Below are 19785 nucleotides of genomic sequence, written 5' to 3'. Positions count from 1 at the left end.
TTTAATGGCCAAAGGTGAGGTTCGATAGGGTAGCGTCACTTGCCGATTGGCTAAGGAGCTTTCGTTTGCGTTTTAAGCGCTCAGTGAGGGCTAAGTACGCGTTCAATTTTGTTTTGTGACGGTCTCGAATGGTTTGTAAGTAATCCCTTGCACTGTTGATGCCTTCGAGAGTGCGATTGACGTCGGTTGGGTTAACCGAAGCGAGGTTGGTCATGGATTGATTGACGATCATCAGCATGTTGTTGAGATAGGCATGCAAGAGATCGGCGGCAATATTTTGAGCGTATAAATGGCTTTCTGGTTGTAGGTTGAGGTGCGCATCATCAATGAGCATTGCTAAGATAGGAATGTCACTGAGTTCAACAAAGCTCTTCTCTGAGTCGGTGATAGGTTGGTCAGATTGTAAGTGGGCATAGAGCGTATCGACGGTGTGGCGCACTTTGGCGTTAAAGGCTTGGCTTTCATTTAGGCTGATGGCGCTTAGGCTCATCGAAAGGCAGGTCTCGGTGTTGTCGCATCGATACACCTCCAAATCCCCTCCGGTCAAAAGGGCGTTAATGGCGGTGTCGTTACCCACTAACATGGCCGGAATGTAGCTTGGCGTCCCCTGCGCGTCGTAAATGACGGTGCCAGTGAGGCTTACGATAAACTCGGCGACCTCTTGATTGTCTTGAAGGTAAGCGCTTTTCATGAGCGCATCCCACACCACATTTAAGTTCACTTTCACTGCGTGCGCCGTGGCGTCATCGGTGTTGCTAGCCAGTGTGCTCTGGTTGGTACGGACGTTGCGACATTCGTGTTGCGCTTCTAACCAATCAGCGAAAGCGTTGCTTTGCGTGCCTAGGGTGGCGCAGGCATGTCGCTTGGCTTCCCCATCGGTAAAGGCCGCTAAACCAGAGACCGCCGATTGCGCTACTTGGCAAGAGTTCATCGAGGTGGTGAGGAACTGATCAGCAATGGCTTGCAGTTTGTCCCGATTCTCTTTGATGCTCGGCGCCCAAGTTTGCAGCGCTAAATCCACCGCGAAGGGCACGGCGTTGGCAATGACGGCTTTACCAAAAGCCACCAGTTGGTCAGAGTTAATATGAGAAAAGCCGCCCATAAAGGCGTCAATGCCACCGCACCCTGCGCTGACAGAAGGCAAGGTGATGGCGGCCAGTTGAATGTTTTTGATGTTGGTGCGAGCAAACAAACTGCCCGCATTATAGTAGGTGGCGGATTGACCCTGATAGGCACTTGGGTTCGTGATGTTGCTGTTAAAACTGCTGTCATCCCAAAAGCTGTTCATGGCGTCGCCCAAGCCGCCGGCATGAAGTGAACATGAAAGACTCATTAAGAGAGCCAGGAGGGTAGGTCGCGTCATTGTAAACTCTCCATGATGGCCACATCGGCGCGCAAGGCTTGGTAGCTCTTAAGCAGCTCAGTGTATGGAACATTGCCTTCACTCAAACGCACGTACTTACCATTGCTGACGTTGATTAAGAACGTGGCGGGCGTAATGGCGTTTTTGAGATCCCCAAAAAACGCAGCGGTGATGTCAGAGTTGGTCGGTATAGGCGTCGCGTAACCGGGGATGGGTTGTCCGTCAAAGGAGAAATCGTACACAGGTAGTTGAGTAGTTTGCTCTAGCCGCTTCATGGTTGGGGCAAAGTGGTGACACTCAGCGCACTGACTAAAATGGAAGAACACCAAGGCGTATTGGCCTGTCATCGCATGAGGGGGTTGCGCTTGAGTGAGGGAGGTTGAGGCGAGCGTCATCAGCGTACTCAACAATAACGTGCGGATAAAAGCGTTCATCGGGGCGTCCTTAAGTTAAAAGTCGCTGTCTTGGTAATTGGTCGCGACGTTGTGAAAGCGAGAGAGCAAGTCTTTTTGTGAAATGAAGCCGTAGGCGAGGGGCTTGAGTGCTTTGGTGTGGATATTGGCCAGCATTAAAGCCGGTGTGTAGCGCACCTGTACACGCCCTGTCTTATCAATACGGTTTTCATTAATCGTCTCAAAGGTCTGACCGTCTTTGCTGATCCCGACCAGTTCGATGTGGTACCGGTGGGCAAAGTCTTGGATTGAGGGTGCTAGGGTTTGAGATAAGGCGTCTTGCCCTTCGTAGATGAAGTAGAGGCCCCAACCTTCTTGTACCAATTGACGCACAGTGGCTTCGTTTTTGAGTTGGATACCTTGATAGTACGTCGCTCTTGCGGCTTGCTCTGTGGGGCGGTCTTTGGTGTACGAGTATTCGGGGTGTTCGTTGATGAGCTTTTTGAAGGTCATGCCCGTTTGCGTGGTCTTGCCATCGATGAATTTTTTCAGCTTCATCAATTTTAGATTTTTCTCTTCATCGGTTGGGTTAATGGTGGCATCGTTTAACGCTTCATCAAACGCGCGGTGGAACCATTGCATCTGCTCGGTGGCGCTCATCACGGTAGAGACGCTGTTGGGGGGGAGGCTCTCCTCCTCTTTGGGAGGGACTTTGGGCGCTTTGGTCTCGTTATACCAGCGCCACCCCTTGGGGGGCTCATCGGCGATACTGTGAAAGGCCAATAAAGCCAACAACATTAACGGTAGGGGTTTGATTGTTAATCGGTTAATTGAGTTGTTCACCGTTTTTGTGGATAAGTCCTTCATGGTGTGACCTCATTATTGCCAGAAACTCAGCATCTTGTGGGTGCGCGTGTGAAATAACGTCCAAAGTGCTTCATCAATGCCACGCTGTTGTTGGTGCCTCATCATTTCTTGCTTGAGCTGATGGAGTTTTCGTTTGAACAGAAGATGCCGAATAAGGGTGATGGCAAACCCGGTTGTCGACAGGGTGGCCACAAGTAAAGGGAGTAGGGGATCCATATCATGTCCTCATCATTGATTAAGTTAATGGCGATAAGCGCTGTGTAATCGCTCTTGGATTTCTGTGGCCGAAGGCAGGTTGGTGTTGCCGTGCATGTCGTCGTAGAAGTCCGAAAAGTCGAGGCGTTCAAAATCTATGTCTTGAAGCTGCTCGGGGGTAAGGGCGCCGCAAATGGGGTGTTTGGCGGTTCCCAGACTGATGCCAAGTTGACCTTTCGAGCCTTGCTCTTGGATGATGCGCGCCAATTTGCTATCAAAGACGCAGTAGGTCTTCTTTTCCCGGATACACGCGCCTAAGACCTTTTCTGCGCAATAACGGCCAAGGGCTATCGTAATGCCTTGCTCTTTGGCTTGACCGAGCGCTTTCTCTTCATCATTGCATTGGGCTATGCCAATACTCGTGCCCCAACCGCCGTCTTTACAGCAGTCGGCAAAACCAAAAGCGGCGTCTGTGCACTTCATGCCTTTGCCTGTAAATATCTTCGGTGGGTTACCCATACCGTCAGCGGCTTCTGCGAGCGCGGCTAAGGCTGAGGTGCTTTCATTAAAGCGGTTTGAAGTGGTCGCCATGGCTTCAAAGCAATCGCCATCCAGACAAAAGCTCTCTTCTCCACAGATTAATTGGGTGGCACTGCAGCGCCGCTGTGGGCAGGATTTATTGACTTTCTCCTCAATGCACACACCGTTTTGCTGGAGGCTGCAATGGGTTGACGTCGTGGTGCAATCGGCGGGCAGGACGTTGCACGTATTGGGTCGAGTGCATTGGTGCTCAACCCGATACTTCCAGCAATCAAGCGTGGTCGGTATGCCATTAATGATGCGGGTGGCTCGACCTTCAATGCATTGCTGGCGAGTGATCTTGCATGAGTTCATCAGGTTGCATTCTGTTCGCCAAGTAATGTTGTTCTTGATGCAGTTCCCTCCGGATAAGGAGAATCCGTTTGAGCAGCTCAAGGTGACTTTTTTCGTTTGTGTGGTGGGGCGACAAATCTGGTAGCGTTTATACCAGGATTCGTTACTTTTCCAGACAATGTGGTCGGTCTGTTTTAAATCGCCAAGCGTGTAGCCTTGGTTGGGAGAGACAACCTTCCCATCCCAGAAATACGTGGTATCTGACCCTGTAAACCCTCTTGTTCCCCCCGTTTGCCTCACGTAATTGTGATTATCGTGTCGGCATTGTGAGAGAGGGCGTTGGCAATTATCCCCTTGCTTTGTCCAGCCGGATGGGCAGCGGTAGATCACTTCACTAAGGCTCACGGAGGCGACGGGGACTTTGTCACACGGGACCGGGTTGTGAGTTGGTCGGTAGCATTGCTTTGCGATGTTATCAATGACGCATTGCGTGGCGTTGTCACAATCCACGTACTGATTAGACTGACCATGACTGATTTCATAGGCGTTCTCAATGCCAAGGGTGGCGAATCGATACGTATCATCGTTTGGGTCAATGGTGACACTATTATTGTCAAACCCCTCTTGTATCGCTTGAGCGTGTTCGTTGTTGCCAAACTCCGACGTGGATTGGTTTGTGATTTGTGCATCAGTCATCCCGGTTTCATCAGGCTGTCGGATTTTGCTTTCACACCCTGGATTATTGTCGCTGCAGAAGTCTGACAGGTTAAGCGTCATTTCTGAGTCATTGTAAGCCTCGTTCGGGGTGTTTTTCGCCCACTCCACGTTGTCGTAGAATGTGTTTTCTTGAGGGGCGGCAAGGGTATGAAGGGAGAGTAAGAGAGCAGCGCTGAAAGAGAGAAAAACAAAAAGTAGTGAAAAGGGCGAATTCAAGGGGAACTCCTATTGAGCACTTGTTTGGCGATGTGTCCTACATCGCCTTGGCTTAAAATCGTTAATGCGTTAGGAAGGGAGAGGTTGCCGTGAACCATGTCGTAATCACTTTGCGGGCAAGACGCTTCATTGCACGCTTCTCCAATGGCCACAAACACGGGGACGTGGGTGATGTTAAATTGACGAAACCACTGTGGACTGATGGCAAAACCGCTATCAATGGCCATTTCTTCGTCGTCCGCTTCTAACAAACTCAGTATTCGAGAGGCTGTCGGTACCATGCCTTCTGGCAGTACCCCACGTATCACGAGAGGAACCTGATATTGCTGACTTTGTTTGAGTAGCTGTCTAAGCGCGTTATCTGGCATGGAAAGCGACACAAACACCATCACACCTTGCGCCTTTTTGTTTGGATTTTCCTGAGGCACCCCAAGAACACTCGCCAGTGGCGAGTCTTGCAACACGTTATCGAGGTGTTGATTCATCGACAACGCTTCTTGCTTATGTTGCTGACCTCGTTCAAGAAAGGTGGTCAGTTCACTGTGATTGGTTGGCGCTGCAATGGTCTGCTCTTGCTTGGCAAGCGCTTTGAGCTCTTCTTGAGAGTAACCCTTCTCGGCTGTTGAGAGAGGGCTAACCAGCAGAATAAGTAACAGCCATGAGGCTCTTGGGCTAAATGACATCGTCTCATTTCCTTATAAAAATACGCAATTACGTTTTCGCCAGTTCACAAAACCAAAGTTACCGCCGGTGGTTGGGTTGTCTTTACCTTGCTCCCAAAGTGACGAGGTGGTGCCATAGGGATAACAATGAGCGGCATCACCAATCGGTGCCGACAATTGATAGCGATAGCGACTTTTCGGCAAGATAGGCTCTGGCCATTGGTAACAGATTGCGCCATCTTCGCCCCGGGTTTCCCACACAATGCCTTGCCTGTGCATTTTAAAATTAAAACGCTCTAACATCAGTGTGCCAACTTGAGGGCCGGTATGAGAGTAAGCGCTATTACCGGTTAATGGGTAGACGCTGCCTTGTGAGCCTAAACACCAAAAAAGCGCATCAAAAGGCAAAACGCGCCCGGTGGTGGTCGCCATGGCTTCGGTGATGCAAGAGAGCTGCGTGATGGGGTGGCCAAACAAAATGGCTTCGGGGTTAAGAATGAACGACATCTCATCATCATCCCAAAACGGGTCAAGCTCGGTGAGGTAGGCCACATCGAAATTATCCGTGGCCATGCAGGCGGCCGACTGCATCAGTTGTAGCCAGTAAATCACCGGATATTTGTACCAATGCACGTGATAAAAAGCATTGCCGCTGGTTTTGCTGCTTGAGTCGTGCTGCGAGCCTCCTATTTGTTGGCTATTGTCATTACTCAACTGCATCCCCATGTTGACCATGCAATAAGGGACTCGCGTCACGTCCACCAAGGAATACGGCTCCCAATACCCAATGTTTAAGCCAATTTGCATAAAAATGGGCGGGGGTTTAGGACAATAGGAGATCGGCATGCTTGGGTTGGCGGTGTCAGGGTATGTCGAGCTAATGAGAGGCACACTGCCCAGTGTCATAGGAAATAGGCAGTCCCAACAAATATCAGACAATGGATTTAAGAAATGCCCCGTACAAGCGGCGGATTGAGCTTGGGTTTGCCAAGGAAATAGGAACAAACCAAGCAGTAATAACCCATGGGATCTCAAGGTCTTTCTCCTTATTTTGTGTTCGTCGCACTCTTGTTTATGGTGGTGAACGGCGTCACATCGATCTCTGTGATCTTCCACCGCGCTCCGTCTTGTTCAATCAGAGCGGGAATGTGTGAGAGTTGAAATTGACGGCTGTAGTGACCTTGTTGGTCAAAATAAATTCGGGCGTCAAACTCCGTGGCGACGTTTTCTGGACTGCCGTTGGTGAGGGTCCATTTTATCGGCTTATCTGCGCGGTATTGTTTAGCCCAAGCGCGCTGGCTTGGGTCGTCACCATCAAGAAAGACAATCACATACGAGTAATCGAATGATTGTTTGGGAATGTCGACTGGCCAAGTGTCGGTATCAAAAGGGTTGATGACGAGGCCTTTAGCATAAAGGAGGTTACCTTGTGCATCTTTGATATCGGTGGCCAGCTTTAATGATGGGTCGATGTAAAAGGTGTTGGGCGCGGTGGTGGCGGTCAACCCTTTAACGGGAGGGGGTCTTCGCACGTTATTTTCTACGTTCTCCACAAACTGCTGTTGCATCTTTGCGGTTTCTCCCGTGGCTTCTAAGTGTGTCAATCTGCTGTTAATCCATTGCAACATGTCTACCTCTGCAATAGGGAAAAGTTCGCCTTGACGCCCAAATTGTTGACTAAGAGCGGTGGGGGCGATGGCAAGTAAAGTGAGACCGAGCACCTTTGAGAGTGCTGTTGGTTTGATGAATGAATGCCCGTGAACAATCATAAGATCATGACTCCTTTTTAAGCGCCTCAATAACGTAATGTTGGATCTCGGTGGTTCTATCCGGTGCGCCGCTGATGAGCGCGCCTGGCACGATAATCACGAGATGGTGCGCTTGCGCGTATTCTTTCAAGAGCCGCCTGAGTTCCGTATCAAAGGTCGCCAATTGCGCGCTGTGCTCCTGATCGCTGAGGTTGGCTTCAATGAGTTGGTCTTGATATTGCGCTAACGTTTGTTCGATATCGAAGACCACGATTTGAGGGGCGGTGTTGAGCTTGACGGCCATCAGCGTGAACATCATCAACACTATGGCAAACAGGGCACCGACAAGACGTGTGTGACGGATGGATTTCATTTGGCCTCCTTACCATAGATGAGGGTGTTGAAGATCTCAATTTCTGGTCCGTAAAAATGCTCTGCGGTTTGATTGACCGCATCCATGAGTGGGACGCCTTGGTTCATCAAGGTTTCACAGTACTCAAACTCATGCGGCTCTGTCGAAAGGCACGCACGAGTAAAAGGATCGGCAAACAAGCGATGAAAGGTCGTTACATCACCGGTTTTTAGCATGACAGAGCTGTAACCGGCGATGGAGGACTTTTCAAAACTCTTGATGACAAATTGCTCATAGGGTGAAAAGTGTGAAGGATTGTCTTTGATGAATTTCGCCAATCCACTGCCTTGACGCAGAGTGATGTGAATGTCGGAGTTATTGAACGCAGCGAGCGCTTCAGGTGTGCTGTAAAAATCCTCAATCCCTTGCGTCACGGTGCAAAACGAACCCCCAAATTTTCGGGCGGTGCGATAACCGGTATTGATGAATTCTTGTGCCTGTGCATTAGAGCCAGCCATCAGAGACCACGCCTCTTCAATGATGCACATCTTCGGCGTTGAACGAGAGCCTGAAAGGTACATCTGCTGAGTGATGCTCGACATCAGCGCAAAAATCACCGGTCGCATGATGTCCGAGGGAAATCCGTCGAGTTCAATGGTGGTAAAGTGGACATTGGGATCCAGCATGGACGGTTTATTGAAGGTGTCACCGTAGATCCCCTCTGAGCGGTATTTATTCAGTTGCATGGCGATATCAGAAAGGCGGCGATCACCGCCTTGTTTTTCGGCCGCCGCAAACAGCGCTTCTTGCACATGGTCAACCAACGTCTCGCTTTTGTGTGCCTGCCAAGCCGCAATGATGCAATCACCGAGGACCGATTTTTCAAAATCTCCCATTTCGTGTGTGGGGCAGGCCATGGTCGCAAAGAGTCCGGTGATGGTGTGCAGCGTTTCCTTGAGAGGGTTGACCTGTTCGCCTTTTTCATCGGTATAGTCATCCCCCATGGCAATGCGTTCCAGATGAGTGAATGGATTGAGGTAAATCTTCTCAGCCGTCATGTAGCGGCCGCCAAGCATCAAGGTGAGCTTTTTAAAGCTCTTTCCTTTATCTAACGCCCAGATTTTACCGTTCATGGCAAAGAGGGTTTCGGCGAGCTTTTGCACAAAGAAGGATTTTCCTGCCCCGGAGCCTCCGGTCAGGGCGATGTTGTAGTTATCTGAGCCACAATTAAACGGATTAAACCAAAAGGCTTGTTGGCGCATGGTGGGAAGCATCATGCCGCCACTGAAATTCTTTACGTCCATCACAAGAGGCAAGAGGTTGGCCACATTGCCGGTTTTTACGGTTTGAATGCGTCCAGCACGGTCGCAATCGGCCCAAAACCCATCGGTCATCATGAACGGTAAGGTCGTCATGAGCGCTTGGCTTTGCAGCATCGAGACGGTTTGTAAATCAATCCCGCCAGAGCGAAAGGCGTTAATGGCAGTAGTGCGATGCAGTCGCTCGGATTTTTTGTTGGTAAATAACGTCAGCGTCAGGTGCATGTATGCCATGCTGTTGATGCCATCCGACATTTCATCTCGAATTTGCTCGCGTTCGCTCTGCTCTTTCTTCGCTTGAGGGAAGAAAAATGCCATCGGGGACTTGAGTGTTTTTTCCAGCTCTCCAATGCGTCCGCCATTTTTGGTCGCAAAACTGCCCGATTCTTGATGGCGAAAATTGAGGGTCATGAGGTGTGGACATTGCACATTTTTGGCCACGCTCTTTAAGGACGCAAAACAATCGGGCAAGGCGTAAAGGCGGAAAGTTCGAGGTGTACTGCGTAAACCCAATGAAATGATCCGCGAGGTCACCGTTTGATGTTGGCGGTTACTAAAGCGAACGTCGGTGTAATGTCGGCGAGTTAAAAACTCGGTATCAGGAGAGAGGACTTGTTTGTAGATCAACGCTTCTGGTGCGTAGTCAGATCCGCGAGGGGCGGTTTGTGTGGGGTCAAAATTGAGAATGCCTTCGACGTAGTTGATTAAGCCTTCGGGGGTAAGCGGCGTGAGCTCCAGTCCAATTTGGGATAAAGTCGTGGTGAGCGCCTCTTTGCAATCCAACACACTATCAACATCGTCCGTACTGGAGACAAACAACCACGCGCTGTAATCTTTGATGTCAAAGTAATGCTTCTGACGATGAAAAAAGCCGTGGTGAGCCGCAAAGTTGGCGTAATCGGCTTCTTGTTTTGCTAATTCACTGCAAATACCCGCACGAGCGGATTTCAAGGCGGTATTTTGCTCAATCAAATGACTCACGTGGTTGTGGCCCATCATGGAAAAATGGTAATCCCATTTATGGCCAGGCGGTAAATCCATGATGAGACGGTTAAATGCCTCCACCATGTCGTCATTCGCCCCCGTTAAGACGCTCAATTTGAATCCAAATCCTACGCCCTTTTTGTTATGAAAGAGGCTGTGCTGCGCATCAAAAGTGCGGTAAGGCAGTTCAGAATGAAGGTGGTTATATTCACGTTTGGCTTCTTGATAAAAACCCTTTAAATCTTTTGAGACGCCCATGGCGTTAATCCTTCTTGATAGCCTGAACAGGGCGACCTGTCCAGGTAGACTCGTCTAACACAATGTAAATATCCATTGTGTCGAGGTAAGTGGTGGTGTCATCCGAAGTAAAGGGAAAAATCACCACCTTCCTAACCGTGTCTTGGGTTCGAATAGGATGGCCTTCACGGGTGCGTCTTGGCAGTAAGGCAAAAGGGTGGGAAGCCAGGACGTTAGCCTCGGCGACTTGTTGTGTTGTTGGGTGTGTCGAGATGTTGCGAATGTCATCCATGCTGGCGCAGCCGGGTATACCGCCGATTTTTTGGCAACTAAATTCATCTTGAAAGCCCGCAGAGCAACCTGCTAGTAGGCTAATAAGCAGCGCTGTGAAAAGTTTGATAGTCATAAAAGCCGACCTTAATTTAATTGTTGGTTAACTTCTGCCGCGAGAGGGTTGAGTGTGATGGTTTCTAAAAGGGTGTCTGGTTTTGCTTGCTCTTGCTCTTTTGTCTGATGATCAACATAGCGTTTGATCGCTTCCTCATCATCCAGAGGGAACCCTTTCGTAAAGACGATATTCACGATGCCCCCTGGATTGATTTCGATGAAGGGGTGATATAACTCGGCTAAGGCAATGTAGTAATCCGAAAGCTTACTCCCCACGTCCGAGGTGGCATTGCCCAATAAACTTAATCCCACATCCTTGCTGTTGAGGCTCGACGTTGAGCCAAGCGCTGAGGTTGAGGTGGTGCTGGCCAAGCCCGCCCCGGTCTCACCCAGTCCTGTTAAGATGCCTGAGATCCCCGCCATTTGGACGATTTTGCCGTTACGTAAAATCGAGGTGCCACGGATGCCATTGCGCCCAAAGTTAAAGACGGTGCCTTGAACGGGGATATCTAAAATTCGACCGTCCCGAATGCAGCTGAGGGTGTGAGTGCGCGCCACGCCGCGATTGGAAGAAAGGTCACCGTACACGCTCCCAATGATGGTGCAGTCTTTGAGGTGGCTCTTTTCTCCATTGGGCAACACGCCTTCATGCACGGTTTGAAACACGATGGGGGCGGTATCACTTTGGCCGAACGCCCCGGCATTGGCATCGGCGCCACCGGTGATTTTGGCGGTCACAAAGGTGCCCGACGGGACGTAATTGTCGACGGTTCGTTGGTACGCTGACTCTGAGGAGGCTGTCCAAAAAAAATCAAACGAGTCAAACGCTTGCCCTTGGTCATCAAACGAGGCCTTATCGGCTTTGCTGTATTGAAAGCTCTCTTTTTGCAGATCATTGGTGGCGTAAGAGGGTAAAGGTTTGGGAGGAAGTGGGCGCGAGCCAAACGGCGCAGGCTCTCCCATGACGGTGAGGTGACCGGCTTCCTTTGAGGATAGCGATTGGGTTGATGGCAAGGCGATGGTGCGCTGCGCTTCTTGATGTTGGCGTAATTCCTCGCGTAAGATCTCGTTCTCTTTCTTCATTTGCGAAATCGTATTTTCGTTGCTCGTCATCAAACGATCGACGTCTCGATTGAGGTTTTCCATCTTTTCTTTGACGTCTTCAATGTCTTGACCTTGTAAGGTCAAGGCTGAGCGGTTGTCTTTGTCGGTAAAATCATCAGTAATGATTTCCCCAAAATTGGGGGCTGACTCAACGACTTCTTTCGCAGTATCTAGCGAGGTTCGAGGTTGTTTAAAGGCTTTAAACGCAAAAAAAACTGCGACTAAGAGCGCAACGGCTAACAGGCTGAGTATTTGGTTACGCTGCTTACTTTGGTCATTGGCGAGCACTCCATCCTCTAAGTCTGACTCTCTAAAAAGCCACTGTTTCAATCGTTTCATTCGCGACCTCCTGTGATGATGTACAGATGTGTAGATTCACCTGGGGGTAAGGTATAACGGTCAAGTGAGGCGCTCCGACTGGCGTAACTGTAAAATTGCGCTTCGGTCAGAGTGACGGTGTCATTGGATTGGTTTTTAACTTGATAAATAAGCCCTGAGAAGGGGCGGCCTACAAAAAGGGTCTGCGGAATAATGGCCAGTGGCGACGTGTCTTTGGGGAGGGTTTCGGGGTCAATCGGATGGACACGAAACCCTGGGATAGGCGTCTTTGAACGCTGCCAATGTATCATTTGTTTGGTGAGTTGCCCCAAGGCCAAAGGGTATTCGAGATCTTTTTCAAAGACACTTTTCTCTGCAGTAGAGCGAAGCGGAATAAACTCATTCACCACCGCAGGGACGGCTTTAGGGTTGATAAAAAGCGAGAAATTTTGACCTTTCTCTGTGGTGACGTGCGCGGTAAAAGGCAAGGCGATGTTGAGTTTGACGGTAATAGAGCCCGATTGGTCTCGTTGATTGGCTTTAGCGAGACAAAACCCTCTAGGGCAATGAAGGTTTAATATCTTGTCGTCTTTCACTACTAAACGGTTGGTGTTGACCGAGGATAAGGGCAACACAATGGTATCATTTTGCTCAAAATAGTAGGTCTTTGCGTCAATCGTATGGGCGTGGCTCATGATGGGTAACAACAAACCAAAAAAAGCATAAATCAAGCGTATTTTCATAACGGTATCTCTTGGGCGATGGTGTGAAGTTCAATCAAGCCACTTGAGTAATCGGCTTGGAGTAGATACGTCACGGGCTCAGGGTCAAGTGTGCGCCCCGCGATGGTTTTGTTGAGCGTGCCTTTGACCCGTATTTTCATTTCATTCAGGTTGATAGACAGCGTGTCAACTTCAAAAAAACTGGTGACGTCGTTCTCGATGATAAATTCGGCTTCTCGCATCAACTTGTCTTGTAAGCCACTCCAGTATTTAGGCGGCACGTAGGTAATGAGTAAGTTGAATTGACGTTTAACGTTAGAGGGCGTGACATTAAATTTTAGGTGTATCCACCAATCGGCCATCATAGAAAGATACGCTTCATCAACCGCATCGCTTGAGATCGTAAACGCTCGGTCGATATGAGGTGGCACGAAGGTGCGCTTTTCCGCTTGGTTTTGGCTTAATAAAGCAAAACTCAACCCAGCGGTTCCTAAGGCGGTGATCAACACCACCGCGGTGAGGACGTAATTGATAAAGCGAGCCGCTTTAAGCGCCTCGCCGTTATGTTCATTGAGCATCAGTAAATCCAATATTTTTTTGTGGCGGGGGGCGTGCGTTTAAAAATGGTTTTATTCGCTGTGTCATCCCCATACCAGTGGATGAAGTGAATGATGAATTTGGGGCCGTGTCGGACTTTTAAGCTGCGAATGGTGAGGAAAAAGCCGATACACACGGCGACCGCGACCAACCGATTGATGTTGAACAACATCAAAAACAACAAGATAGAAGGGAGTATTTCATCGATTGGAAATCCGACTATTTTGACGTCGGTTTGTAAGTAGTTTGGAAAAGCGAAGAGGGTTTGTTTGTCTTGATGATCCATAGTGAAATAGGGCGAATAGTTTCGCGCTCTCCTTATGTGGTTTATAAGCCTACAAACCCTTTACCAACTTCCCAGAACACCACGCCAACGAAAAAGCCGATGATGCCACCCACCCAGTTCTTTTGCATGATGCCCACGATGATGCCGCCAATCAGGCCTGCCACCAGAATGTAGAACTCGCCAGAAGACCCCGTCCCTACCGTGTTGGTCACGGTATCTTTACCACTGGCAAAAAGGTCATCGGCGTAAGCGGGTGACGCACAGGCAAAGTAGACGGCCAGTAGCGTACAAAAGTGACGCCAATACGTAAGAGGAAGGTTGAAGCGTGAGGTTTTATCTTTCATGTGGTTACCTTTAAATGTAAATAAAAGAGGCACGACATCGCACCGCTTTTATCAAAAGGGGTGTCGTGCATCTGGTGGGTTGAAAAATGGACGTTGTTAGTTCCCCATATTTTGGGGAATGCTTTGGGCCGCATGAGTGAAGGTGTTGCCGTTGAGCCCCATGGTTCTTCTCGATTACATTAAAGGCAACAAGGAAGCGTTTACAGACTTCAAACCGCGATTGCGACAGACGTGTTGTTTCCAATTTTGAGGGGTCATGATCGTGTTCTTGAGTTTACGATAATGTTTTTTGCGAGCATTTTTTGATGGTGGTGGTGTGAGTTGACGGACTGATTGGGTGTGTTTTTGAACCGAAACGAAATGAACGCCCTTCCAATAGAAAGGAAAGGGGAGGCGGTCAGTAAAAGGCAACAAAGCAGCAAATGCCATGTATTCACGCCCGACCGAGCCCAGTTCTTTGAAGCTGACAAAATCCCCTTGTTTAACAAAGCGGTCCAATAAATTCCCCGCCTCATTTTTACGACAATATCCGTATACAATTTGCATTATTCAAACTCCTTTTAAGGACATTGTTTTGCTCTTTTAAAAGAACAAAACAATGGGCTCTCTCTCAAGAGCCGTGCTACAAACTGGCTTGTGCATTCTTGTAGTAGAATGCGCACACCCAAAGGATGTGGTGTCTGGTATTCCCAAGTAACTCTGTTGAACCACTCAACCAGCGTGCTTAATTGAGTAGAAAAACAGCCTTGGACGTCGCCCCAGGTAAGGCTCCTGAACTTTTTAGGCATATTACGCAGGCCTGCGCCCATCTGCGGCGCTTTTTGCAATAGTGAAGGCAGCCACTCTTACGGTGATGCGGGTGTTGGTATGCAGATGGAATAAAAAGCCGACGAATGTGTTTTTCGACTTTGATCTCAAAGACTGCGATATCAACGTAGTCAGTATGAATCAACATCAATGGGGATGACAATGTTTGAAAGCATCAGCAACGCACAAGGGACTTGGTTTTCGACCTATCGTGAAAGAACGGGCCAAAAGGGTTTTCTGACGTACATGTTCTGATGTGTAAGGCGGGAATGGTTCGTTATCCCACAAGGGGACCTTGGTGGACCACTTTAAGTAAGTGATGCCACAAATGAGCAAAGAGTGTGGTTATCTTCTTTACTCCCGACGTGTTCGTTTTATGGACTCAAATAGGCTAAACCACGAGTATTAGTAAGAGCATCTTTTCGTTGTTGACTAAGGTAAGCTCCGTGATGTTTTTAGCTGAGCGCCTCACTAACCCGCTCGTGAGTATAACCATAATCTAAAGCCCAGCGATGGAGATCTTCAATCGACATAGGTTTAGCGTAATAGTAACCTTGATGTTGAAAGACGCCTCTTAATAAAAGCCCGTTAGCTTCAAGCTTATTTTCAACCCCTTCCGCTACTAGATTCATTTCTAACTGCTTAGCCATTTTAATATACCCATCGAGAACAGCGGATTTTCCTTCATCAATGGAGCGTGTAAACATTTTGTCTATTTTGATAGTGTCAATATCGAAATAATGCAAATAGGAGTTTCCGCCATAACCGGTACCTGCATCATCAAGGCTTATTTTAAGTCCTAATGTTTTGAGTAAGGCGAGGCGCTGACTGGCAAACGCCAAATTTTCAATCGGTTGGCGTTCTGTCAATTCAAGCGTCAGTTTTGAGTAGTCGTGCTGAAACCGCTTTAAATAGTGGTAAAAATCGTCATTTTGTAGGTGCAGAGGAGTGATGTTGACACTGCAATAAAACTCAGCGTTTTGACTCATCAAAGACGATAAGTCGCGGTAAATGGTTGTAATGAGATTTTCTGTTGTTGGAATGATATCCCCACTTTGCTCTAGATAATGGATGAACTTGCTTGGTTCTATGACGCGGCCATCAGAGGGAAGCCATCGGAGTAAAGCTTCGACACCGAGCATTTTACCTGTTTGTGCGTCTACAATGGGTTGATAATAGGGGAAAAACTGGGCGTCTCGAACCGCTTTTTGAAGAGCAATTTCTTTTTTTGCGTGCCAATAGGAAACACATAACCAAAGAATGGTGAGTGAAATCATAAAGAGTAAAGTGGTGACCGGCCACAAGTTTTGCTTAAACTTCGAAAGCACTCGTGAGGCAGAGACGGAGGATTCAAAGGTAAGAGGAAGATAGTTTGAAGCAACTGAGTTCGAGTACAGGCGATCAGCATTGGGCAAACTGCCTATTTCAAGGATAGTGTAATTTTCTTTTGGTAAAGATAAACGAATAGAGCGTTGATGGTCTAAATCATTTTCAAGGAAAAGGTATTCCGTGCGTAATGGAAAGAGGAAGCCATATTGTCCATTCGAACCGTATAAATAGGGGGGATGTTTTGGGGTTGTGGAGAGAGAATAAATCGCTAAACGCCACATTTCCCCTTTTAATTGTGTACTGAGTAAGTTCTTAAAATTACGTTGTTCAAATTGCTCAACGCCGAAAGGAGAGCAATAGGTATAAGGTTTCTGCTTATCAAGATTAACGATGGGTATCGACATAAGTAGATGCGACACATAAAGCTTCTCTAACTGCTCTATAGTGTCAGTGGAGCATTCACCGCTAGCGACGCTGGCTTCAGAAAGAATGGGTTTTTCAAGCCCATATTTAATCGCAACAGAAACGATTTGATCGAGGTAGTCGACGTCATGCTTAATTTCATTATGAACTTGATAAAGACTGGTTGCTAATGAAGCCAATAAGCTAAACAACAGGGCCAATAACATAACACCAGTCTTATAGACCCATTGAGGGTGGGGACTGAATAAGCGGTCTAACCAAGGGTGTCTGGAGCGCATACTTAACTCTTTATAATTATAAATCCAACGAATTGTGTTGAGCTGTGAAATGTTATTATGCGGTTTAATTAACGTTAATTTCTATAAAACCTTTTAATCTGAAAGGGTAAGATCATAAAAGTGGAAAGCCGATCACTCTTTGTTAGGAAGTTTCAATTTTTAGGTTCTAAATCAAGCCTTAAAGAAAACACTGACCGTAATCTTGGGCCGCATTAAACATATGGCTTAAATGTAAGGCTTTCTTTGTTAAAGGGTCATATTTATGACAAGCAAAACAGCCCCTATCTTCTTTAGGATGCACTAAAGCAAACCATTGAGGGTTTTGGACATAGGTCTCCATTGTACTGTTTGATAATAACTTCGAACCCCCTATTTCATTTTTCCAAGAGGGAGGCACCTCTCCTTTATTTAAATCACTCTCGTTTGAGACTGTCCAAGATGTGCCCACAAGGAAGTAGTTAGACCAAACAGATTTACGTGATTGGTAATAATCTGACATTGCCTCGTTAAGCGCTTTTATATCTTTAGCTACTTCAGTTTTCGTTAAAACACCAACCCCATAGGGTGTTTCTCTACAGACTTGAGTAGGTTTACCAGGGAAGTAAGTATTCACTTTCTGAAAGGACATTGGGTTGAAAAATGTCCATTTACCTGATTTTTCAAAATTTGATAGGTTAGGAACATCAGCACAATCAGGAGCGTTTTCCTTGTGTTCAAATGTGGTCCAAATGAATTCAGGATGATTCCTTGTTTTTCGCACTACATGAATCCCGACCAAGCCCATTAGAACATTACTCCTTACTGCCCCGTCGATCTCAACATCTCTATGAATAGTGAAAAATTTTTCAGGGTTGTCGTTATTAGATATTAATTTCCATGAGGTTTTTACTTCAGTGGAGCCTGGGGATATTTCAAACGGTGTTTTCCCACTGTCAATATCGGCGACACATTGGCTATTGTTTAATCCGTGTTTGACGATGTCATTGTAGAATTTTTTATTGACACTTTGTTGATAGAAGACCGGATTGCCTTCTTGATCGTTCAATGGGAAATTAGAGCCGGCTTGAAGGATCTCACTTTGTACTAATCCTTGATCACCTTTATTGTCCCAACTATCGGGTATCTCTTTAAATATTCTGTCTTTCGGCATCATATTCAAGAATAAATCCGGTGTCTTGTCACTGGTATAATAAGCAAAAGATTGCCATGCAAACTGCATAAAACTGCAATTAATATCGGATTTACTCGTTTCTGTAGGCTCTTGAGGTAAGGAAGGGTAATCAATCCAAGAGGAGTTGCCAGTACAGTCAGGGGCTTCTAACTCTAACGATTTTTTATCTCTAATCTTATTTTCGTAAGAGTCATTCGATTGAAAAGCTTCCCCTATAATTTCTGTAGAATAACAATGTATTGGTGAGAGGAAAAATGAGGAAACTATTATTTTCTTTAAACAATTCATGATAATTATTATCATTCGTATTTGTATGGGTGGCTAAAATTACAATAGTTACAAATAAAATGAATCTAAATTAGTTAATAATTTAGTGTGACTCTGGAACTGCGTGTGTGCTCTGGAGTTGTTTTTGTCTCGATTCTGTCTACGTTCATAGGTGAGGCAAACTGATTATAAGAACCGCGCTCTATACAATATGCAACGTTATTAAACGTTTGACACCGATCTTCCACATCGTTAATCTGTAACGGCACTGGCAAAATCCAGTGTCGGGATTAGTCCCCCGCAATATACACCCAAGGCGCATAGACGCTAGCTTTTGCTGGTTTTTTATGTGCAGCTTCAGCACACCTGAACATAGTCGTTTTACTTATAAAACGTACTATCAGCATTATGGTGGGCTGGGCGAGGCAGCTTCGGCTGGCCGTAACCTTGGGAGCGGTAGGACTAACCTTGTTCAGCTCACCACCCGAAGATTAGTCCCTTTGTGTGGTGATTTAAAGATCATCCCCAAGGAGGCAACCATGCCAAATTTAACAATCTTTTCAAAAGATATCCGCGTGCTAGATGACTTGTACTCATTAAATGATCTACATAAAGTGAGTGGTGGGCATCAAAATCATAAGCCTGTTCATTTTCTTAAGAACAAGCAAACTCAAGACATAATTGAAGAAATTGAGCAAAGTAAGAATTCTTACTTTGACCAAAATACTAATTCTCACTTTGCTGTAAAAACTAAACGTGGCGGCAACAGTGCAGGGACGTGGGTATGCAAAGAATTGGTCTACTCATACGCAATGTGGATTAGTCCAAAGTTCCATCTTAATGTCATTCGTGCTTTTGACAGTATGACAACAAACCAAGATCCAGCATTTCCTATTCCAACCGTTCCACAAGACCTCTCCTTAAACGACTTATTCTTTGAACTGGCCAAGGCGAAAAACGTAACAACGCAAATTGTACATGTGCACTACAATTCTGTATTCAATACTAATGCTTGGTCACAAGAGCATGGCTTTGAACATGCATTGGCAAAAAGAGTACTTAAACAAGACTTAGAAAATGAATTGCGTAGTCAAACCCCAGAACTGCAGTTACTTAAGCAGCAAGCGCGAGAACACGACCTAGCATTAGTGGATGAAAGTGAATACCAAAGCTTTCAAGGCCGAATGCAAATGCAGCAAAAGCAAATCGAGAAGTTGGTAGATGATGTAATGGCGTTAAGTCGAAATCATAGTGCGCTAACAAGACATATTTTGTGATAAGTATTACTAATATTTAGTAACTCAATGGGAGAGTGATGAGTTACTTGAAATCTACTATAAATAACGCATAGAGACTGTAATTCTTATGGTTGGTTAGAAGCGGCATTAAAGCAATCGTTAATGTATAACTTTAACCAATCAACTAAATAGTATGGGCAATCAAAGTTATCTGATGTCGATACGTGCGTATATTTACTGAAAGCCACTAAATCGAACATAGACAAAAGGTTCATCGCGGATTAGCGGGAACCTTATTTTTTAGGTTTCTGGTTTTTATCTGATAGCTCAAAATATGTCGCCATTTTGTCGCCATTGTCAATTTTGATTTTTTTTAAGCTTTTGTTTTTAAATGACTTAATTCGCCATTGTATATAATGGCTTCACTAATCCAATCAGGCCTAGATCTAACACCAATCATTACTCACCACTACAAAGTGGACGACTTCCAGAAAGGCTTCGACATGATGCGCTCTGGTATGTCAGGTAAAGTAATTCTTGATTGGGAATAAGCTTTAGCTGAGTAACAAGATATTAGAAAGGCGACAGT

20 protein-coding genes and 1 pseudogene are annotated in these 19785 nt (G+C 46.7%); 2 read left to right on the top strand and 19 right to left on the bottom strand.

The window, feature by feature from the left end:
• Nucleotide 1: 1 nt before the first annotated feature.
• From AB6D58_RS06435 to AB6D58_RS06345, 19 genes are all read right to left on the bottom strand, one after another.
• Nucleotides 2–1288: a conjugal transfer protein TraH gene (locus AB6D58_RS06435; RefSeq protein WP_241904846.1), complete on the bottom strand. Its 1287-nt coding sequence runs from the start codon at nt 1286–1288 to the stop codon at nt 2–4.
• A gap of 71 nt (nt 1289–1359) precedes the next feature.
• Complete coding sequence (traF, locus tag AB6D58_RS06430) at nt 1360–1797, bottom strand: conjugal transfer protein TraF (RefSeq protein WP_016799993.1); 438 nt, start codon at nt 1795–1797, stop codon at nt 1360–1362.
• A 15-nt stretch (nt 1798–1812) separates the two neighbouring features.
• Nucleotides 1813–2622, bottom strand: a complete 810-nt coding sequence (gene traF / locus AB6D58_RS06425) for a type-F conjugative transfer system pilin assembly protein TraF (RefSeq protein ID WP_170962716.1) — start codon at nt 2620–2622, stop codon at nt 1813–1815.
• A 12-nt stretch (nt 2623–2634) separates the two neighbouring features.
• Nucleotides 2635–2838 (bottom strand): hypothetical protein, encoded by a 204-nt coding sequence (locus AB6D58_RS06420; RefSeq protein WP_016799995.1) that lies wholly within the window; start codon nt 2836–2838, stop codon nt 2635–2637.
• A gap of 24 nt (nt 2839–2862) precedes the next feature.
• A complete protein-coding gene (gene traN / locus AB6D58_RS06415; RefSeq protein ID WP_102561068.1) occupies nt 2863–4623 on the bottom strand; it encodes a type-F conjugative transfer system mating-pair stabilization protein TraN in 1761 nt (586 codons plus the stop codon).
• Nucleotides 4620–5306, bottom strand: a complete 687-nt coding sequence (gene trbC, locus AB6D58_RS06410; RefSeq protein WP_016800267.1) for a type-F conjugative transfer system pilin assembly protein TrbC — start codon at nt 5304–5306, stop codon at nt 4620–4622. The genes traN and trbC overlap by 4 nt, the downstream gene beginning before the upstream one ends.
• 12 nt (nt 5307–5318) lie before the next feature.
• The gene (gene traU / locus AB6D58_RS06405; protein WP_029222902.1) at nt 5319–6335 is read right to left on the bottom strand and encodes a conjugal transfer pilus assembly protein TraU; all 1017 of its coding nucleotides are present in this window, start codon (nt 6333–6335) and stop codon (nt 5319–5321) included.
• The gene (gene traW / locus AB6D58_RS06400; protein WP_017061842.1) at nt 6332–7054 is read right to left on the bottom strand and encodes a type-F conjugative transfer system protein TraW; all 723 of its coding nucleotides are present in this window, start codon (nt 7052–7054) and stop codon (nt 6332–6334) included. Before traW ends, traU begins: the two co-directional genes overlap by 4 nt.
• A 4-nt stretch (nt 7055–7058) precedes the next feature.
• The gene (locus AB6D58_RS06395; protein ID WP_016800271.1) at nt 7059–7406 is read right to left on the bottom strand and encodes a TrbI F-type domain-containing protein; all 348 of its coding nucleotides are present in this window, start codon (nt 7404–7406) and stop codon (nt 7059–7061) included.
• Nucleotides 7403–9946, bottom strand: coding sequence for a type IV secretion system protein TraC (traC, locus tag AB6D58_RS06390; RefSeq protein WP_016800272.1), 2544 nt, complete (start codon nt 9944–9946; stop codon nt 7403–7405). Before traC ends, AB6D58_RS06395 begins: the two co-directional genes overlap by 4 nt.
• Before the next feature lie 4 nt (nt 9947–9950).
• Nucleotides 9951–10331 carry a type IV conjugative transfer system lipoprotein TraV gene (gene traV / locus AB6D58_RS06385; RefSeq protein WP_016800273.1) on the bottom strand — a complete coding sequence of 127 codons (381 nt, stop codon included), beginning with the start codon at nt 10329–10331 and terminating at the stop codon, nt 9951–9953.
• 11 nt (nt 10332–10342) lie between these two features.
• Nucleotides 10343–11755, bottom strand: coding sequence for a TraB/VirB10 family protein (locus AB6D58_RS06380; protein WP_017061841.1), 1413 nt, complete (start codon nt 11753–11755; stop codon nt 10343–10345).
• Entirely contained in the window at nt 11752–12477 is a 726-nt protein-coding gene (gene traK / locus AB6D58_RS06375) for a type-F conjugative transfer system secretin TraK (protein WP_016800276.1), read from the bottom strand. Before traK ends, AB6D58_RS06380 begins: the two co-directional genes overlap by 4 nt.
• On the bottom strand, nt 12474–13034 hold the full coding sequence (gene traE / locus AB6D58_RS06370) for a type IV conjugative transfer system protein TraE (RefSeq protein ID WP_016800277.1): 561 nt from the start codon (nt 13032–13034) through the stop codon (nt 12474–12476). The genes traK and traE overlap by 4 nt, the downstream gene beginning before the upstream one ends.
• Complete coding sequence (gene traL, locus AB6D58_RS06365; RefSeq protein ID WP_016800278.1) at nt 13034–13339, bottom strand: type IV conjugative transfer system protein TraL; 306 nt, start codon at nt 13337–13339, stop codon at nt 13034–13036. Before traL ends, traE begins: the two co-directional genes overlap by 1 nt.
• Before the next feature lie 41 nt (nt 13340–13380).
• Nucleotides 13381–13683, bottom strand: coding sequence for a type IV conjugative transfer system pilin TraA (locus tag AB6D58_RS06360; protein ID WP_016800279.1), 303 nt, complete (start codon nt 13681–13683; stop codon nt 13381–13383).
• 174 nt (nt 13684–13857) lie between these two features.
• Nucleotides 13858–14229, bottom strand: a complete 372-nt coding sequence (locus AB6D58_RS06355) for a hypothetical protein (RefSeq protein ID WP_017061840.1) — start codon at nt 14227–14229, stop codon at nt 13858–13860.
• Between the two features lie 716 nt (nt 14230–14945).
• Complete coding sequence (locus tag AB6D58_RS06350; protein ID WP_016800281.1) at nt 14946–16520, bottom strand: EAL domain-containing protein; 1575 nt, start codon at nt 16518–16520, stop codon at nt 14946–14948.
• A 178-nt stretch (nt 16521–16698) separates the two neighbouring features.
• A complete protein-coding gene (locus AB6D58_RS06345) occupies nt 16699–17979 on the bottom strand; it encodes a hypothetical protein (RefSeq protein ID WP_016800282.1) in 1281 nt (426 codons plus the stop codon).
• Nucleotides 17980–18497: 518 nt separating this feature from the next.
• Between AB6D58_RS06345 and AB6D58_RS06340 the strand changes: the two genes are divergently transcribed.
• Nucleotides 18498–19235, top strand: coding sequence for a KilA-N domain-containing protein (locus AB6D58_RS06340; RefSeq protein ID WP_229647744.1), 738 nt, complete (start codon nt 18498–18500; stop codon nt 19233–19235).
• A 371-nt stretch (nt 19236–19606) separates the two neighbouring features.
• Nucleotides 19607–19747, top strand: a pseudogene (locus AB6D58_RS06335) (L-threonine 3-dehydrogenase); the annotation flags it as partial.
• Between the last annotated feature and the right edge of the window lie 38 nt (nt 19748–19785).

The organism is Vibrio sp. 10N.239.312.D08, from assembly GCF_041466145.1.
Classification (GTDB): Bacteria; Pseudomonadota; Gammaproteobacteria; order Enterobacterales; family Vibrionaceae; genus Vibrio; species Vibrio crassostreae_C.
Note: the sequence above shows the minus strand (reverse complement) of the source record. Positions and strands in the feature narration are given on the sequence as shown.

What these genes read in the sequence shown, in the direction of transcription:
- AB6D58_RS06435 (WP_241904846.1), bottom strand. Translation starts at nt 1,288, where the DNA reads ATGAACAGCTTTTGGGATGACAGCAGTTTTAACAGCAACATCACGAAC.
- traF (WP_016799993.1), bottom strand. Translation starts at nt 1,797, where the DNA reads ATGAACGCTTTTATCCGCACGTTATTGTTGAGTACGCTGATGACGCTC.
- traF (WP_170962716.1), bottom strand. Translation starts at nt 2,622, where the DNA reads ATGAAGGACTTATCCACAAAAACGGTGAACAACTCAATTAACCGATTA.
- AB6D58_RS06420 (WP_016799995.1), bottom strand. Translation starts at nt 2,838, where the DNA reads ATGGATCCCCTACTCCCTTTACTTGTGGCCACCCTGTCGACAACCGGG.
- trbC (WP_016800267.1), bottom strand. Translation starts at nt 5,306, where the DNA reads ATGTCATTTAGCCCAAGAGCCTCATGGCTGTTACTTATTCTGCTGGTT.
- traW (WP_017061842.1), bottom strand. Translation starts at nt 7,054, where the DNA reads ATGATTGTTCACGGGCATTCATTCATCAAACCAACAGCACTCTCAAAG.
- AB6D58_RS06395 (WP_016800271.1), bottom strand. Translation starts at nt 7,406, where the DNA reads ATGAAATCCATCCGTCACACACGTCTTGTCGGTGCCCTGTTTGCCATA.
- traC (WP_016800272.1), bottom strand. Translation starts at nt 9,946, where the DNA reads ATGGGCGTCTCAAAAGATTTAAAGGGTTTTTATCAAGAAGCCAAACGT.
- traV (WP_016800273.1), bottom strand. Translation starts at nt 10,331, where the DNA reads ATGACTATCAAACTTTTCACAGCGCTGCTTATTAGCCTACTAGCAGGT.
- AB6D58_RS06380 (WP_017061841.1), bottom strand. Translation starts at nt 11,755, where the DNA reads ATGAAACGATTGAAACAGTGGCTTTTTAGAGAGTCAGACTTAGAGGAT.
- traK (WP_016800276.1), bottom strand. Translation starts at nt 12,477, where the DNA reads ATGAAAATACGCTTGATTTATGCTTTTTTTGGTTTGTTGTTACCCATC.
- traE (WP_016800277.1), bottom strand. Translation starts at nt 13,034, where the DNA reads ATGCTCAATGAACATAACGGCGAGGCGCTTAAAGCGGCTCGCTTTATC.
- traL (WP_016800278.1), bottom strand. Translation starts at nt 13,339, where the DNA reads ATGGATCATCAAGACAAACAAACCCTCTTCGCTTTTCCAAACTACTTA.
- AB6D58_RS06360 (WP_016800279.1), bottom strand. Translation starts at nt 13,683, where the DNA reads ATGAAAGATAAAACCTCACGCTTCAACCTTCCTCTTACGTATTGGCGT.
- AB6D58_RS06355 (WP_017061840.1), bottom strand. Translation starts at nt 14,229, where the DNA reads ATGCAAATTGTATACGGATATTGTCGTAAAAATGAGGCGGGGAATTTA.
- AB6D58_RS06350 (WP_016800281.1), bottom strand. Translation starts at nt 16,520, where the DNA reads ATGCGCTCCAGACACCCTTGGTTAGACCGCTTATTCAGTCCCCACCCT.
- AB6D58_RS06345 (WP_016800282.1), bottom strand. Translation starts at nt 17,979, where the DNA reads ATGAATTGTTTAAAGAAAATAATAGTTTCCTCATTTTTCCTCTCACCA.
- AB6D58_RS06340 (WP_229647744.1), top strand. Translation starts at nt 18,498, where the DNA reads ATGCCAAATTTAACAATCTTTTCAAAAGATATCCGCGTGCTAGATGAC.